This window comes from Tsukamurella conjunctivitidis (genome assembly GCF_007858475.1).
GTDB classification, from domain to species: Bacteria; Actinomycetota; Actinomycetes; order Mycobacteriales; family Mycobacteriaceae; genus Tsukamurella; species Tsukamurella conjunctivitidis.
In genome coordinates this window covers 192,306-207,283 of the sequence record NZ_VIGX01000005.1, presented here as the reverse complement: position 1 = coordinate 207,283, position 14,978 = coordinate 192,306, and the positions used below count along the sequence as shown (strand labels likewise).

Sequence of the window (14,978 nt, the reverse complement as noted above, 5' to 3'; positions counted from 1 at the left end):
GTACCGTTCGACCATGAGCACTGACTGGCGTGAGCGCACCGTCGAGCACATCCGCGGCCTGATCCTGCAGGCAGAACCGGACACGGTCGAAGAAGTGAAGTGGCGCAAGCCCTCCAATCCCGACGGAGTGCCCGCGTTCTCGCTCGGCGGACTGCTCTGCACCGTCGAAACCTACAAGGACAAGGTCAAGGTGACGTTCGCGAAGGGGGCATCGATCGACGACCCGTCCGGGCTCTTCAACGCCAGCCTCACCGCCGGCACCCGCCGCGCCATCGACATCCAGGAATCCGATGCCGTCGACGACGCCGCGTTCCGCGACCTCGTCACCCGCGCGGCGGCTCTGAACCGGGCCTGACGGATCCGGGCGCTACCGGTTCTGGATCTCCTCGGCGAGCATCACGATGATGCCGCTGGGGCCACGGACGTAGGTGAGTCGGTAGACGTCCTCGTACACTCCGACACCGCGCAGCGGGTGGCAACGGTGCTTCGCCGCGATGGCCAGCGCGTCGTCCAGATCGTCGACGGAGAAGGCGACGCGGTGCATCCCGATCTCGTTGGGCAGCGTCGGCTCCGTCTCGATCGCATCGGGGTGGATGTACTCGAACAGCTCGATGCGCCCCTGCCCGTCCGGCGTCTCCAGCATCGCGATCTTCGCGTGGTTGCCGTCCAGACCGACGGCCGTGTCCGTCCACTCCCCGCTGACGGTCTGCCGACCGATCACCGCGAGCCCCAGGTCCGTGAAGAATGCGATCGTCGCTTCCAGGTCGCGCACCGCGATCGCGACGTTCTCCAGTTTGATGGCCATGTGTCGACACTATCGTCGGCACCTGCTGACCGAGGCCGAAGCAGCCTTGCGGCCGCGCGGTGTCAGCGCAGCGTGCGGATGACGCTCGTCGCGCCGGCCGTCGCCACCGTCGTTCCACGGGCATCGACGAGACGGCCCTCCAGGAACGCGATCTCCCTCCCCTTCTTCACGACGCGCCCGTATCCGATGAACTCACCCGGCAGCGCCGGCGCCAAGTACTGCACGTGCAGCGACACCGTCGGCGCGAACTGATCCGGCTCGAGAGTCGCGACCAGGGCCGGCCCCAGGGTGTCGTCGAGCATCGCGGCGACGAAGCCGCCCTGGATCGAGCCGACGGGATTGATGAACTTCTCGTCGAGGGAGAAACCGATCTCCAAGGGCCCCGCATCGGGGTCGACGGCGCGGAACGTCCAGCCCAGGAGCTCCGCCGCGGGTGAGGGTGGAGTCCTGCCGTTGATCGCGTCCCAGAGGATCCCGCGCCGGTCGAATGTCATGCCGCCACCGTGTCACGGCGGTACGACATGTTTCCTCGTGGCGAACCCGCGCCGGCCATCGACTACGCGGCGAATCACGCGCGCCTCGCTCGCCGGTCGGGACCACGAGCCGCCCCACCTATTTCAGAAAGTCGTGTACCAGTGAGAGAACCTTCTCCGGCTGCTCGACGAGCACCATGTGACCACTGTCGACCTCCGTGTACGTGCTGCCCCGATGAGTCCTCCCAGCTCACGAACCTTGCTCGGTGGGGCGATCACATCCTCCGTTCCGGCGATCAGGAGGGTCGGTGCCGTGATCCGCGCCGCGAGGGAGCGGATGTCGATCGTCGCGTCGAGATCGATCTGGCGGGAGGTGCCCGGAGTCGGAAGAGTGCTCCGTACGGCCTCCTCGACGCCGTCGCCCAAGCCGGCGACGAACTGCGGACTGAACAGAGTGAGCACGAGGAACTCACCGTAGGCCCGGTCGTCCAGGTCGGCCAGTCGTCGCCACAGTCCCATGAAGAGCTGATGTCTCGGGTCGGGCGCCGCCCATCCGGCCAGTAGGATCAGGCGTCCGACGCGGCCGGGGTAGCGCCCGGCATACGCGGCCGCCAGCACGGCGCCCAGCGAGAAGCCGAGCACGTCGACGGGGCCCTCGGGGTGAGTTCGGTCGTGCAGGGTCGCGATCCGCTCGACGATTCCGTCGAGATCGACTCCGTCGAGGTCCGGCTCCGGCCCGGACCCCGGGAGGTTGGGCCGGATGACTCGGCGCCCGGACAGCGCCGGGAGAAGGTGCCCGAAATTGAGGTCGCCGTCGGTTCCGGTGCCGTGCAACAGCACCAGCGGTGCGCCGTGATCGTCGCCGTCGTGGTCGTCGAAGTAGTCGAGTTCGGTGGCGGGCGTCGTGTGGAAGGTCATCGCCGGAAGACTCCTGTACGGATCGGGAAGCCGGGCCGTCACGCGTACGGTCGGCGTACTCGGAACTCCAGGCCAGGCAACCAGATCCGGTGCAGCGCCACAACGATGGGAACCATGACGCTGCCCACACCGGCAGCCGGAATCCGCGGCGACCTCCGACCGGGTCGTACTCGTGATGACGCCGACGATCCGGCCACGCCGACAGCGACCGCGACAGCCTCGGCCGTCGAACGAAAAAACCGCCTGTCGCCAGGCGGTTTCTCGGTGGTCCTAGCTGGGATCGAACCAGCGACCTTCCCCGTGTGAAGGGGACGCTCTCCCACTGAGCCATAGGACCGAAGTCGCGCCCACCCCTGTGTTACCAGGGAGGCGAACGAGAGAGAACACTAACACGACGGCTGAGCGAAAGGGTAATCGGGCGCTCCACCAGCGGATACGGTTCCGGGCAGTGAGCCGACGAGGCATCGGGGTGCGCCCCACCACGCCGACTGCGCGCGAAACATGGGGTGACCAGCCGATTTGGCAGAGCGCTCGATGTTCACGTAGTGTTCTCTCTCGCACCGGAAAGGCGCTTTCGAGCGCCGGTCCGGACGAATGCGGATGTAGCGCAGTTGGTAGCGCATCACCTTGCCAAGGTGAGGGTCGCGGGTTCGAATCCCGTCATCCGCTCGAAGTGGGCTTACCGTGGCGGTGTGGCCGAGTGGTGAGGCAACGGCCTGCAAAGCCGTGCACACGGGTTCGATTCCCGTCGCCGCCTCCAACACGCTCAGCCACTCCGCAACGGAGCGGCTGAGCGCCACTTCACGTAAGCGCGATTAGCTCAGTGGGAGAGCGCTTCCCTGACACGGAAGAGGTCACTGGTTCAATCCCAGTATCGCGCACCACCGAAGAAACCCCCTGCTTGCAGGGGGCTTCTTCGTATCCGGGGAACCCCCTCCGTGGCGTCAGACGCCCTCGACGTCAGCCGCTACCGGTAGGCCGTGGCACGAGCACCGTGGCTGCGCGGGCGCCGAGCGCTGCGGGGAGTCGACAGCGGGCGACTCCGGCTCCGCGGGAACCTCACCATCCGCTCCGCCCTGCCCACTGCGCAGATCCGGCTCGCCCTCGCCCCCGGTCACCGAGTCGGGCCCGACCTCCGGTTCGACGAGCGGCTCGGGCTTCGCCGCGTCGACACGCGCGACCGCCGCGTCTGCGCCATCGCCCCCGCCCCCGCGCTCACCCTCGCCCACGCGCTCAGCGCCGCCCGCGCCCTCACCCTCGGTGGTAGCAGAAGTAGCGGCCTTCGACGGCCCGGGAGACCGCCAGCCCGCGAGCAGGTGAGCGATGTAGAGCGGCACTCCGACCAGGCCCGCCGCCACGCCGAGCGCACACAGCACGATCGTCGCCTCGACCGGTATCGCATCGATGAACCCCGTGGCGATGGCCAGAACGATCAGCGCCACGCATGCCCCGTTCCACACCAGGGCCCGATCGCTCGCTCGCGAGGAAGGTCGAGTCGGCACGGCTACTCCCGCCGATCACTGAGGTACACGGTGGGCCGAGTGGCTGCAGCCCCGGAGAGGTTCGATCGTGCTTCACGACCGCAGCGGCCGTGATGCACACCACCATGGTAGCCGGTCGGATGACGCATCCGCTCTACGCAACAACCCGAATCGAACGAAAACGGCAGCGCCCCAGCACTATCGACAACACCACAGAACACGCGACACCGAACCGCCCCTGCGACGTCTCGCACGGCGACCCGCAGAGCTCCATCGGCGCGCGCAGCAGGGAACCCGCTCCGGCACGTCCGTGCGCAGGGCCGGAACACGTCACGCATCAGCTTTGTTGACACTGCTTACATAAGGCTCTACTCTCAATGTAAGCAGCGCACACATCAATCAGGCGAGGAGCCGCACACCATGACCGCAGCAACCGGCACCGTCGAGGTCGACCTCGGTGGGCGCATCGTCAGCGTCCCGAAGGACGGGCTGTACGACCGATTCCGGATGGACACCCCGCTCGACGATGTCGCGCTGGATCCGCGCGTTCCCGGCGTCGACTTCTTCCGAACCCTGCCGAAGTCGCGGGTCGACTCCCCCATCGGAGCGACCCGGACGCCGAACTTCTACTACGCCATGTCCTCGGCCCGACTCACGATGCTCGCCCCGACCCGCGCGATCCGCCGGCGCCTCCCCGACGCGCTCACCCCGCTGGAGATCGCCCCGGGTCTCGGCCTCGCGTCGGTGATGTTCTTCCGCTACGACGTCTGTGACATCGACTTCTACACCGAGGCCGCGGTCGGGGTCGCGGTCCGCCCCGCCCGACACGGCGGGCCCGGCATCGCCGACCTGGCGACCGCCCTCGGCGACGACCACCTGCACTCCTACGTCTTCTCCCTGCCGGTCAACACGGAGATCGCACAGGTCCGGGGCCACGACGGCTACGGCTTCCCGAAGTGGGTGACCGACCTCGACGTCGACATCACCGCCGCACACACGTCCGCCCGGATCGCCAACGCCGACGGTGGCGTCGACGTCGCCCTCTCTGCTCGGACCCCGCACCAGAAGCGGCATGCGAGCGGCACGAAGGCCTCCACACTCACCTCGTACACGCGGCGCGAGGGGGCCTGGTTCTCCACCCTCAATCAGACGAACGTGCTCGCGAGCGGCACCGCCGTGCTTCCGCGCGGCGTCGACCTCACCCTCGGCGACGGCCGCATGTCCGACGACCTGCGTTCCCTCAACCCGATCCGCACCATCCGCCTCGACGTGAACACTGGAGCACAGGCGGCCCTGCACATGCCCGTCCCGGTCTCCGTCCGCTGACCGTCCCACCCGACCGAAAGGCAATCCGACAATGACCTCCGTCCCCACCGCCATGCGCGCGATCGTCGTGGACGACGAGAAGAACCTCGTCATCGATGAGATCCCCGTTCCCGTTCCCGCCGCCGGCGAGGTCCTCGTCCGCATCGAGGCGGCCGGCATCAACCGCGCCGACCTGATGCAGCGCCAGGGCCTCTACCCGCCGCCGCCGGGCATCACCGATGTCATGGGCATGGAGGTCTCCGGCACCGTCGTCGCGCTCGGCCCCGACGTCGACGGCACCGCCGTGGGCGATGAGGTCTGCGCCCTGATGGCGGGCGGTGGCTACGCCGAGTACGCCGTGGTCCCCGCCGCGCAACTGCTGCCCGTGCCCGACGGCGTCTCGCTCGTCGACGCGGCGGCGCTGCCGGAGGTCGCGAGCACCGTCTGGTCTACCATCGTCATGGATGCCGGGCTGAAGGCGGGCGAGCTGCTGCTCGTGCACGGCGGCGGCAGCGGAATCGGCACCCACGCGATCCAGGTCGCGAAAGCGCTCGGCGCGCGGGTCGCGGTCACCGTCGGCTCGGAGGGCAAGGCGCAGCGCTGCCGCGACCTCGGCGCCGACATCGTGATCAACTACCGCGAGCAGGACTTCGCCGCGGAGCTCGCCGGTCAGGTCGATGTGATCCTCGACATCATGGGCGGCAGCTACCTGGCGCGCAACGTCGACGCGCTCGGCATCGGCGGACGCCTCGTGACCATCGGGATGCAAGGCGGCTTCACGGGCGAGGTGAACGTCGGCGCCCTCATCGGCAAGCGCGCCCGCATCATCGGGCTGAACGTGCGGAACCGGCCCCTGACCGGCCCCGGATCGAAGGCCGAGATCGTCGCCGCGGTCGCGGCACACGAGTGGCCGCTCGTCGAGCGCGGGCTCATCTCGCCGGTCGTCTCCGCCCGTCTACCGCTCGCCGACGCCGGCCAGGGGCAGGCGCTCCTGGAGTCACAGGACTCCGTCGGCAAGGTCCTGCTGCTGCCGCGGGAAGCCTGACGCCACCTGCCGATTCGCGTCGGGCCGCAACATTCGTGTAACTTGTTGCTCGCCCGATGGGCACGCGGATGTAGCGCAGTGGTAGCGCATCACCTTGCCAAGGTGAGGGTCGCGGGTTCGAATCCCGTCATCCGCTCAAGAAGCCCCGGCCGCGTACGCGGCCGGGGCTTCAGCCATCTCCCGTACGCTGGCGGCCATGACCGCCGACCTCCTCCGGAGACTGCCCCGCTGGGGCGATCTCTCCGCGCCGTGGGTCGCCGTCGTCGCACTGTTCGTCGCCGGCGTCGCCCTGTCCGACGGTGCCGCCGCCCTCGTGGGCATCGCCCTCGCCATCGCGGTCGCCGCGCTCTGTCACGCCTCCTCCGAGCGCGACGCGGGCGCACCGTCGGGTCCCGCGGCCGGACGCGAACCCGACCACCGACTCCGCGGCGCCTATCGCCGCAGTTCCATGCCCAACGGGGCGGGACGGCCCCGTCGACCTCGAGCACCGGGACGCGCCGCCACCGCGGCGTAGCCCTCCCCTCGGCACACGCCGCACACGCAGATCCCTTTTCTCCTGCGCGTAGCGGTGACTCGCGCGCGCCCTGCCTGTGAGGTGCTCCCGTCATGCTCGATCTCGTCTACTACCCCATCTCCGCGGTCCTCTGGCTCTGGCACCGCGTCTTCGGCGCGCTCTTGGGCGCCGACAACGGCTTCGCCTGGGCCCTGTCCGTCGTCTTCCTCGTCTTCACGGTGCGCGCCGTGCTGTTGTGGCCGGGCATCGTCTCGGCGCGAACCGGCCGTCGCCTCCAGAAGATGCGCCCCGAGTTGGAGGCGCTGCGCACGAAGCACGGCAAGGACACGCAGAAGCTCGCCCTGGAGACGCAGAAGCTCCAGCGCGAGCACGGCGTCCGGCCGCTGCTCGGCTGCCTGCCCGCGTTGGTCCAGATCCCGGTGTTCTTCGGCCTCTATCACGTACTGCGCTCGTTCAACCGCACCGGCACCGGTGTCGGACAGCTCGGCCTCACTCCAGAGCAGAACGCGACCACGGCGAACTACCTCTTCTCGGCGCACGACGTCCAGTCTTTCCTGAGCGCCCGGTTGTTCGGCGCACCGATCTCCGTCTCGATGTCCAGCTCCGACACCGTGCTCGCATCGTTCGGACAGTTCGGAGGGGTGCCCAGTCTCGCCACGATCGCGGCCGTCGCCGTCCCCCTCATGCTGATCGCGTGCCTCGCGACGCACATCAACGCACGCTTCTCGATCCGCCACCAGACCGCCGACCCGTCGAACGCGATGCAGGCCGATCTGATGCGCAAGCTGATGCTGTGGGTGATGCCGGTGGGCAGCGTCGTCGCCGGACCGGTCCTGCCGATCGCGATCCTGCTCTACTGGGTCGCCAACAACATCTGGACCTACGCGCAGCAGCACCTGGTGCACGCCGTTCTCGAAAGAGAGGAATCGCGCGCGTCGGCGCGCAGTAGCGTGTGACGAGGACCGCGATCGATCGAAACAGCACGGGAGCGACCATGGCGACGACGGTGACCGACGAGCAGATCCAGGACCTGGTGCAGACGGCGCAGCCGTACAGTCTGGTCCTCCTTCGCTGGGGGCCTCGGCGCGCGCAGGACGGTGCCGAGGCGATCGAGCGGGAACACCAGCGGCGCATGGTCTCCCTCCGCGCCGACGGCGTGATCGCGATCCTGTGCCCGATCCTCGACGACGCCATGGCCGGGATGGCGGTGATGACGGTGCCCGCCGAGCGGGCCGCGGAGATCATCGCCGGCGACCCGTGCGTGCGGGCGGAGATGATGCACAGCGAGGTGTACCCGTGCCTGAGCTTCCCCGGCGACGCGCTACCGGGCTAGACGCGCGGCGTGCGGACCGGCGCGAATGGACGGAACCCGGCCGGCTGTCCACCTCTCGGTGACGGCCTGCTAACTTCCGAGCGTGAGCGAACCCACACCCGAACAGGCACTGAACGACCGCGTGCGCGCCGCCTACCGGGCGGTCACCGACGAGGCGCGCGCCGAGAAGGTCGCCAAGCAGCACGCACGCGGGAAGATGACCGCCCGCGAGCGGGTGGCGCTGCTCGCGAACGGCGGCTTCCACGAGTTCGGCGCGCTCGCGGGGCCGGGCCCCGCGCAGCAGGGCGCCGCTCCCCTGGTCGCTCCGGGCGACGGCGTGGTGACCGGTATCGGTTACATCGACGGCCGGCCGGCGGCGATCGCGGCCTTCGACTTCACCGTGCTCGGCGGCAGCAACGGCGCTACCGGTATGGCCAAACTCGACCGGTGCGCCGAGCGCGCGCTGCTCGACGGAATCCCGCTGATCATGCTCATGGACGGCGGCGGCCACCGCATGCAGGAGGCTCTCGACTCGCGCCTCGCCGCGCCCGGGTCGCGGCTGCTGCTGCGCCTGGCGGACCTGTCGGGCCACGTGCCGCTGGTCGCCGCAATGATGGGGCCGGGATTCGGCGCGCCCGCCAACATCTCGGCGTGCTGCGACTTCGTGACGATCGTGCGCGGCATGGGCACCATCGGGATCTCGTCGGCACCGCTGGTCCAGGCGGCGACCGGCGAGAACCTCACCAATGAGGAGATCGGCGGCGCCGATCTGCAGGCCGAGCGCGGCGTCGTCGACGTGGTCACCGACACCGAACAGGAGTCGGTGGACGCGATCCGCGCCTTCCTCAGCTACCTCCCCGCATCGTCCGCCGGCGAACCGATGATCTCCGCGGGCCCCTACGAGCCCGGCGACACCGCCGACGGCCTGGACACGCTGGTGCCGTCGTCGATGCGGCAGGCCTACGACGTGGTGGACGTGATCGAGGGCATCGCCGACATCGACACGGTCTTCGAGCTCAAGCGGCTGCACGCGCCGAACATCGTGACTGCCTTCGCCCGGATCGACGGACGGCCGGTGGGCGTGGTCGCCAACCAGCCCCGCTTCCACGCGGGCGCGCTCGACGCCAACGCCTGCGAGAAAGCCGCGCACTTCATCGCCGTGTGCGACACGTTCGGGCTGCCGCTGCTGATCCTCATCGACCTGCCCGGCTTCCTCGTCGGGGCGGGCGCCGAGGAGACGAACCTGGTGCGGCGCAGCGCCCGCCTCGGCTACGAGCTGGCGGCGGCGACGGTGCCGCGCTTCGTGATCGTGACCCGCAAGGCCTACGGTGCGGCGTACATCGCGATGGGCGGTGGCCGCAGCATCGAGGCCGACCTCTCGCTGGCCTGGCCGACCGCGGAGATCTGCGCGATCCCCATCGAGAGCGCCGTCGATCTCGCCTTCCGCTCGCAGTACGAGGCCGCACCCGATCCGGCGAAGGCCCGCGGCGATCTCATCGCGCTGTTCCAGGCGAACGTCGATCCGTTGCTGGCGGCCGATGGTTTCGGCATCGACGACGTGGTGCTCCCATCGGCGACGCGGCCGATGCTCGCGGAGGCGCTGGGGCGGGCCCGGCGCCGACCGCCGCGGGTGCCGCAGAAGCGCCGGTCGATCTCGCCGATCTAGGAATCGCCGACCTCAAGCCCGACGGTGCCGGCGCACGGCGTCGGTGTTGGCGCAGCGGGGCGAGCAGTACGACTGTCGGCCGCCACGACTGGTGTCGGCGAAGACCCTGGCGCAGCCCGTGCGGGCGCACGCTCCGAGCCGCGCGCCCTCGGCTTCGGTCGTGAAGATCGCGAGGCCACCGGCGGTCACGGCCTTCACTCGACCGAGGAGCGACTCGGCCTCGGGCGTGAAGTGCAGGTGGGGCCGCCAGTCGTCGTGCGCGGTGAGATAGATCCCGGCGGTGCCCTCGTCCAGCAGGCGGTTCACCGCCGCGCACCGGTCGTCCACCGTCCGGGCGACGAAGGGGGCGCGCAGCAACTCGGTCCAGTTCCCCAGCCCGTCCACCGCACCGTCGTCCAGCTCGATCCGGCGGATCTCGTGATCGTGCAGCGCGGCGACGACCCGGTCTTCGGACCAGGCACCGTCGGCCGCGAGGTTGACCAGGTCGACGGAGAGCCGCACCCCGGTCATGTTGTCGTGAGCGAACTGCACGGGTCGATCATCCCGCCTGCGCGGTGATCTCGGGTCGCGACACGGGCACCTCGGCGGTCGCGCCCACGAGCTTGATCCGCCGGGCGCCGCAGGCGCAGCGCTGGTACATCACGATCCCCTCGCTGGTCGGGTGGTGCGATTCGGTCTCCCAGGCGTGGATCCGCCGCTCGATCTCGTCCATGCGATTGAGCGTGCGGCCCGTTCGTTCGTCGTTTCAACCGTTACCTCGCGCGGGCACCCGCGAGGCCCGCCCGCGTACCCTAGGGGGGTATAGTAGTGTGTGGTGATGCGGAAGGCGGGAGAGACGATGAAACCCCTGGTGGCGATCGCTGCGTTCGCCGCAGGCTCGGCCGTCGTCTTCGCCGCGGCGTTCGCCGTGGGTGCCGCCGTCGGTCCGCCGCCCGACGCCCCCGGACCGCACGCAGGCGCGCCGTCGACGGCGGAGGGAGGTCACGATGGGCACTGACACCCGGCCGTCCGAGACGGTGGTCGATCTCGCGATCGAGGGCATGACCTGCGCCTCCTGCGCGAACCGGATCGAACGCAAGCTGAACAAGCTCGACGGGGTGTCCGCGTCCGTCAACTTCGCCACGGAGAAGGCGCACGTCACAGCACCCGCGGGCACCGACGCCGCGGTCCTCATCGACACCGTCGAGCAGGCCGGGTACGCCGCGCACGTGCCCGCAGCGCCGGGCGGCGACGAACTGCACGAGCCGGACGGGCGCACCCACGAGCCCGCGGATGCGCTGCGCCGGCGCCTACTGGTGAGCACTGCGCTGACCGTGCCGGTCATCGCAGTGGCGATGATCCCCGCTCTGCAGTTCGACTATTGGCAGTGGCTCTCCCTGACGCTCGCGGCGCCGGTGGTGGTGTGGGGGGCTCTCCCGTTCCACCGCGCCGCCTGGACCAACCTCCAGCACGGCGCCGCCACGATGGACACCCTGGTGTCGATCGGCGTGCTAGCCGCGTTCGGCTGGTCCGTCTACGCCCTGTTCTGGGGCGCGGCCGGCGTGACCGGTATGACGCATCCGTTCACATTCACGGTCGAGCGCATGGACGGCACCAGTGCCATCTATCTCGAGGCGGCGGCGGGCGTCACCACGTTCATCCTTGCCGGACGGTACTTCGAGGCGAAGAGCAAGCGCCGGGCCGGCGCCGCGCTGCGCGCGCTGCTCGAACTCGGCGCCAGGGATGCGACCGTGCTCCGCGACGGTATCGAGACCCTCGTGCCGATCGGCGACCTCACGGTGGGCGACGAATTCGTCGTGCGCCCCGGCGAGAAGATCGCGACCGACGGCGTCGTCGTCTCGGGTCAGTCCGCCGTCGACGCGTCGATGCTGACCGGCGAGGCGGTCCCGGTCGAGGTGCGCACCGGCGACCCGGTGACCGGGGCGACCGTCAACGCGGGTGGCAGGCTCGTGGTGCGCGCCACCCGCGTCGGCGCCGACACCCAGCTCGCGCAGATGAGCCGCCTCGTCGAGGACGCCCAGGCGGGGAAGGCCGAGGCGCAGCGCCTCGCCGACCGGATCTCCGGCGTCTTCGTACCGATCGTCATCGCGATCGCCGTCGGCTCGCTCGGGTTCTGGCTCGGCGCCGGACAGGCCGCATCGATGGCGCTGACCGCCGCCGTTTCGGTGCTGATCATCGCGTGCCCCTGCGCCCTCGGGCTCGCGACACCGACCGCCCTGCTCGTCGGCACGGGGCGCGGGGCCCAACTGGGCATCCTCATCAAGGGCCCCGAGGCGCTCGAGCACACGCGCAGCGTCGACACCGTCGTCCTCGACAAGACCGGGACGGTGACCACCGGCGTCATGACCCTGCAGGCCGTCCACGCCGCCGCGGACGCGTCCTCCGACGAGCTGCTCGCCGTGGCCGCCGCCCTGGAGGCCGCGTCCGAGCACCCGATCGCCCGGGCCGTGGTCCGATCCGCGACCGCGCCGCTCAGCGGCGTCGACGACTTCGTCGCCGTCCCCGGGCTCGGAGTCCGCGGCACGGTCGACGGGCGCGCCGTGACGGTCGGGCGGCCGCGCCTGCTCGACGACGACGCCATGCCCCTGCCCGCGGGCCTCCGCGCGGCCTTCGACGAGGCCCAGCACCGGGGTCAGACGCCGATCGCCGTCGGCTGGGACGGGGCCGCCCGCGGGGTGCTCGTGGTCTCCGACGAGGTCAAAGCCACATCGCGGGAGGCGATCTCGCGGCTCCGCGACCTGGGGCTGCGCCCGGTGATGCTCACCGGCGACAACGAGCCCGCGGCGCGGTTCGTCGCCGCACAGGTCGGCATCGACGAGGTGATCGCCGGCGTGCTGCCCGCGCAGAAGGCGGAGGCGGTGCGGGCGCTCCAGGCGCAAGGCAACGCCGTCGCGATGGTCGGCGACGGCGTGAACGACGCCGCCGCGCTCGCCACCGCCGACCTGGGCATCGCCCTGGGCACCGGCACCGACGCGGCGATCGAGGCGGCGGACCTCACCCTCGTCAGCGGCGACCTCCGCACCGCCGCCGACGCGATCCGGCTCTCGCGCCGCACGCTGCGCACCATCAAGGCCAACCTGTTCTGGGCCTTCGCCTACAACGTGGCGGCGCTGCCCCTGGCCGCCGCCGGACTGCTCAACCCCATGCTCGCCGGCGCCGCGATGGCGCTGTCCTCCGTCTTCGTGGTCAGCAACAGCCTGCGACTGCGAAGCTTCCGACCCCAGAAGGGATACTGATCCCCATGACCACCGACGCCGGCCACGCGCACCACGGCTACATGTCCGACAAGGACGAGTACCTCAAGCGGCTGCGCCGCATCGAGGGGCAGGCCCGCGGCCTGCAGCGGATGGTCGAGGAGGAGAAGTACTGCATCGACATCCTCACGCAGGTCTCCGCCATGACCAAGGCCCTGCAGGCCGTCGGGTTGGGGCTGCTCGAGGACCACATGAGCCACTGCGTCGTGGACGCGGCGCGCTCGGGCGACGAGGCGGAGACCGCCGCCAAGATCAAAGAGGCGGCCGACGCGATCGCCCGGTTCACCCGCTGACCGCTCGCCATACCACTTCCGCAGTGCGGTGGTGCATTCCGGACACTGGAATGCCCGAACCGACTTCCCCGGAGGAACCCGTTCCCGTACAGTGACTGTTGTCAGCGAAGTGAGACTTCTCTCACACTCCGACACCCTCACCCATGCACCCGCCCGGCCCACACATCACCGGGCGGGTGTTGGTGTGTTCAGGGGTTATTGCGCGTCGGCGGAGGCGAATCGCGAGAGCGCGAGCAGGCGCGACGTCGCGCGCAGGTACTTCTTCCGATAGCCGCCGGCGAGCATCTCCGGGGTGAAGATCTCGTCCAGCTTCGCGCCGGAGACCAGGACGGGGATGCCCGCGTCGTAGAGCCGGTCCGCGAGGACCACGATGCGCAGCGCGACCGTCTGGTTGTCGGCCGGGTGCACACCACTGATGCAGACCTTGGAGATCCCGTCGACCAGTTGCTTGTACCGCGACGGGTGCAGCTTCGACAGATGCTCGGACAGCGCGTCGAAGTCGTCGAGGGTGGCCGTGGGGTCTGCCTCGGCCACGGCCACCAGCTCCTCGTCGGTGAGCGGATCGGGCGCGGGCGGCAGGTCGCGGTGCCGGTAGTCGGGGCCGTCGACGCGCACCGACTGGAAGACGGAACTGAGCTTGTTGATCTCGCGGAGGAAGTCCTGCGCGGCGAACCGGCCCTCGCCCAGCTGCCCGGGCAGGGTGTTCGACGTCGCGACGATCGAGACGCCGCGGGCCGCCAGCTCGGTGAGCAGGCGCGACATCACCATCGTGTCGCCCGGGTCATCGAGTTCGAACTCGTCGATGCAGATCACGCTGTGGTTCGCCAGGTATTCGACGCACTGGTTGAAGCCGAGCGCGCCCACCAGGTGGGTGTACTCGACGAAGGTGCCGAAGGACTTGGGCGACGGGACGCTGTGGAAGATCGACGCCAGGAGGTGGGTCTTGCCGACGCCGAAGCCGCCGTCGAGGTAGAGCCCCACGCCGTGCGGCGGGGTGCCCTTGCGCCCGAACAGGCCCTTCTTGTTCCGCTGCTTGGTGAGCTTGACGACGTCCGCGACGAAGGCTCGGCCCGTCTGGACCGCGGCGGCCTGCGTGGGTTCGTTCGGGTCCGGGATGTAGCTGTCGAAGCTGACCTCGCTGAACATCTCCGGCGGAACGAGCTGCTCCACCATCTGCTCGGGCGTCACCGTAGGGTTGCGGTCCACGAGATGCAGCGTCATGAGTGGTGATCATATCCGCTGGTCGTCGCGGTCTGAAAATCCCGCGCTACGGTCGTGACGTGATCGAGCCACTTCCCGCGGACGACGCCGCCCTCGCCCTCGCCTACGCGCATCCGACGGCGGAAGGGCGCGCGTTCGTGCGCGCCAACATGATCAGCTCCCTCGATGGATCGTCGACCGCCTCCGGCCGGTCCGGAGGGCTGGGCGGGAGCGGCGACCGGCGGGTGTTCCAAGCGCTGCGCGCCGCGGCCGACGCGGTCCTCGTGGGTGCGGCGACCGTGCGCGACGAGGACTACGGCACGCCCGCGCATCCCGCGCTCGCGATCGTGACGCGCGGAACGATCCCTCGCAGCGCCCGGCTGTACCCGGAGGGCGGGCCCGAGCCGATCGTCTACTCGGGGCACGGCGAATCCGTGGACCTGCGCGCGGTACTCGCGGACCTGTACGCGCGCGGCCACCGGCGGGTGTTGGCCGAGGGCGGCCCCGGCGTGCTCGGCGCGCTGCTCGCCGCGGGCCTGGTCGACGAGCTGTGCCTCACGGTCGCGCCGGTGGTCGCCGGCGGCGACGGCAAGCGGATCGTGACCGGCCCGGACCTGCCGCTCGATCGCTGGCGGCGACGACTCGTTCTCGGCGACGACGACGGCTACCTCTACACGCGCTGGGCGCGCTGACGTCCCGTCGCCCGCGATCT

18 protein-coding genes and 5 tRNA genes are annotated in these 14,978 nt (G+C 70.1%); 15 read left to right on the top strand and 8 right to left on the bottom strand.

Translation table 11 applies throughout. The annotated features are described in order from the left end of the window. Window positions 1–13: 13 nt before the first annotated feature. A complete protein-coding gene (locus FK530_RS11735) occupies window positions 14–355 on the top strand; it encodes a DUF1801 domain-containing protein (RefSeq protein WP_146487199.1) in 342 nt (113 codons plus the stop codon). A gap of 12 nt (window positions 356–367) precedes the next feature. Here the strand turns inward: FK530_RS11735 and FK530_RS11730 are convergent, their stop codons facing one another. The 4 genes from FK530_RS11730 to FK530_RS11715 form a co-directional block, all read right to left on the bottom strand. Continuing rightward, window positions 368–805, bottom strand: coding sequence for a VOC family protein (locus FK530_RS11730; protein WP_146487198.1), 438 nt, complete (start codon window positions 803–805; stop codon window positions 368–370). Window positions 806–867: 62 nt separating this feature from the next. Further along, window positions 868–1,299, bottom strand: coding sequence for a PaaI family thioesterase (locus tag FK530_RS11725; protein ID WP_146487197.1), 432 nt, complete (start codon window positions 1,297–1,299; stop codon window positions 868–870). Between the two features lie 123 nt (window positions 1,300–1,422). Beyond that, window positions 1,423–2,196, bottom strand: coding sequence for an alpha/beta fold hydrolase (locus tag FK530_RS11720; RefSeq protein ID WP_146487196.1), 774 nt, complete (start codon window positions 2,194–2,196; stop codon window positions 1,423–1,425). Between the two features lie 265 nt (window positions 2,197–2,461). Next, a tRNA-Val gene (locus FK530_RS11715) sits at window positions 2,462–2,533 on the bottom strand. A 259-nt stretch (window positions 2,534–2,792) separates the two neighbouring features. Between FK530_RS11715 and FK530_RS11710 the strand changes: the two genes are divergently transcribed. The 3 genes from FK530_RS11710 to FK530_RS11700 all read left to right on the top strand — a co-directional run bounded on the left by FK530_RS11710 (window position 2,793) and on the right by FK530_RS11700 (window position 3,080). Continuing rightward, window positions 2,793–2,865, top strand: a tRNA-Gly gene (locus tag FK530_RS11710). A 17-nt stretch (window positions 2,866–2,882) separates the two neighbouring features. Then, a tRNA-Cys gene (locus FK530_RS11705) sits at window positions 2,883–2,956 on the top strand. Between the two features lie 49 nt (window positions 2,957–3,005). After that, window positions 3,006–3,080 (top strand) — tRNA-Val (locus FK530_RS11700). Window positions 3,081–3,140: 60 nt separating this feature from the next. Here FK530_RS11700 and FK530_RS11695 read toward each other — a convergent pair. Continuing rightward, window positions 3,141–3,638: a hypothetical protein gene (locus tag FK530_RS11695; RefSeq protein WP_146487195.1), complete on the bottom strand. Its 498-nt coding sequence runs from the start codon at window positions 3,636–3,638 to the stop codon at window positions 3,141–3,143. A 459-nt stretch (window positions 3,639–4,097) separates the two neighbouring features. Between FK530_RS11695 and FK530_RS11690 the strand changes: the two genes are divergently transcribed. The 7 genes from FK530_RS11690 (at window position 4,098) to FK530_RS11660 (ending at window position 9,519) form a co-directional block, all read left to right on the top strand. Further along, window positions 4,098–5,003, top strand: coding sequence for an acetoacetate decarboxylase family protein (locus FK530_RS11690; protein ID WP_146487194.1), 906 nt, complete (start codon window positions 4,098–4,100; stop codon window positions 5,001–5,003). Between the two features lie 52 nt (window positions 5,004–5,055). Beyond that, entirely contained in the window at window positions 5,056–6,027 is a 972-nt protein-coding gene (locus FK530_RS11685; RefSeq protein ID WP_146487297.1) for an NAD(P)H-quinone oxidoreductase, read from the top strand. A 64-nt stretch (window positions 6,028–6,091) separates the two neighbouring features. Then, window positions 6,092–6,163, top strand: a tRNA-Gly gene (locus FK530_RS11680). Window positions 6,164–6,223: 60 nt separating this feature from the next. Then, a complete protein-coding gene (locus FK530_RS25840; RefSeq protein WP_158645081.1) occupies window positions 6,224–6,541 on the top strand; it encodes a DUF6412 domain-containing protein in 318 nt (105 codons plus the stop codon). A gap of 92 nt (window positions 6,542–6,633) precedes the next feature. Continuing rightward, window positions 6,634–7,497, top strand: coding sequence for a membrane protein insertase YidC (gene yidC / locus FK530_RS11670; protein WP_146487193.1), 864 nt, complete (start codon window positions 6,634–6,636; stop codon window positions 7,495–7,497). 38 nt (window positions 7,498–7,535) lie between these two features. After that, window positions 7,536–7,874, top strand: coding sequence for a hypothetical protein (locus tag FK530_RS11665; RefSeq protein WP_146487192.1), 339 nt, complete (start codon window positions 7,536–7,538; stop codon window positions 7,872–7,874). Between the two features lie 82 nt (window positions 7,875–7,956). Continuing rightward, window positions 7,957–9,519, top strand: a complete 1,563-nt coding sequence (locus FK530_RS11660) for an acyl-CoA carboxylase subunit beta (RefSeq protein WP_146487191.1) — start codon at window positions 7,957–7,959, stop codon at window positions 9,517–9,519. A gap of 12 nt (window positions 9,520–9,531) precedes the next feature. Here the strand turns inward: FK530_RS11660 and FK530_RS11655 are convergent, their stop codons facing one another. Continuing rightward, on the bottom strand, window positions 9,532–10,050 hold the full coding sequence (locus FK530_RS11655) for a CGNR zinc finger domain-containing protein (RefSeq protein WP_146487190.1): 519 nt from the start codon (window positions 10,048–10,050) through the stop codon (window positions 9,532–9,534). Between the two features lie 7 nt (window positions 10,051–10,057). Next, window positions 10,058–10,231: a hypothetical protein gene (locus FK530_RS26275; protein ID WP_166443284.1), complete on the bottom strand. Its 174-nt coding sequence runs from the start codon at window positions 10,229–10,231 to the stop codon at window positions 10,058–10,060. Between the two features lie 105 nt (window positions 10,232–10,336). Between FK530_RS26275 and FK530_RS11650 the strand changes: the two genes are divergently transcribed. Genes FK530_RS11650 through FK530_RS11640 form a run of 3 tightly spaced genes read left to right on the top strand, consistent with a single transcriptional unit; the run spans window position 10,337 to window position 13,066 of the window. Next, on the top strand, window positions 10,337–10,516 hold the full coding sequence (locus FK530_RS11650) for a hypothetical protein (protein WP_146487189.1): 180 nt from the start codon (window positions 10,337–10,339) through the stop codon (window positions 10,514–10,516). Then, window positions 10,506–12,755, top strand: a complete 2,250-nt coding sequence (locus FK530_RS11645) for a heavy metal translocating P-type ATPase (protein ID WP_146487188.1) — start codon at window positions 10,506–10,508, stop codon at window positions 12,753–12,755. The genes FK530_RS11650 and FK530_RS11645 overlap by 11 nt, the downstream gene beginning before the upstream one ends. A 5-nt stretch (window positions 12,756–12,760) precedes the next feature. After that, window positions 12,761–13,066, top strand: a complete 306-nt coding sequence (locus FK530_RS11640; RefSeq protein ID WP_146487187.1) for a metal-sensitive transcriptional regulator — start codon at window positions 12,761–12,763, stop codon at window positions 13,064–13,066. A 195-nt stretch (window positions 13,067–13,261) separates the two neighbouring features. On the opposite strand, the gene zapE is transcribed toward FK530_RS11640, so the two are convergent. Further along, window positions 13,262–14,287, bottom strand: a complete 1,026-nt coding sequence (zapE, locus tag FK530_RS11635) for a cell division protein ZapE (RefSeq protein ID WP_146487186.1) — start codon at window positions 14,285–14,287, stop codon at window positions 13,262–13,264. A 59-nt stretch (window positions 14,288–14,346) separates the two neighbouring features. Between zapE and FK530_RS11630 the strand changes: the two genes are divergently transcribed. Then, the gene (locus FK530_RS11630) at window positions 14,347–14,958 is read left to right on the top strand and encodes a dihydrofolate reductase family protein (RefSeq protein ID WP_231706599.1); all 612 of its coding nucleotides are present in this window, start codon (window positions 14,347–14,349) and stop codon (window positions 14,956–14,958) included. The last annotated feature ends 20 nt before the right edge of the window (window positions 14,959–14,978 follow it).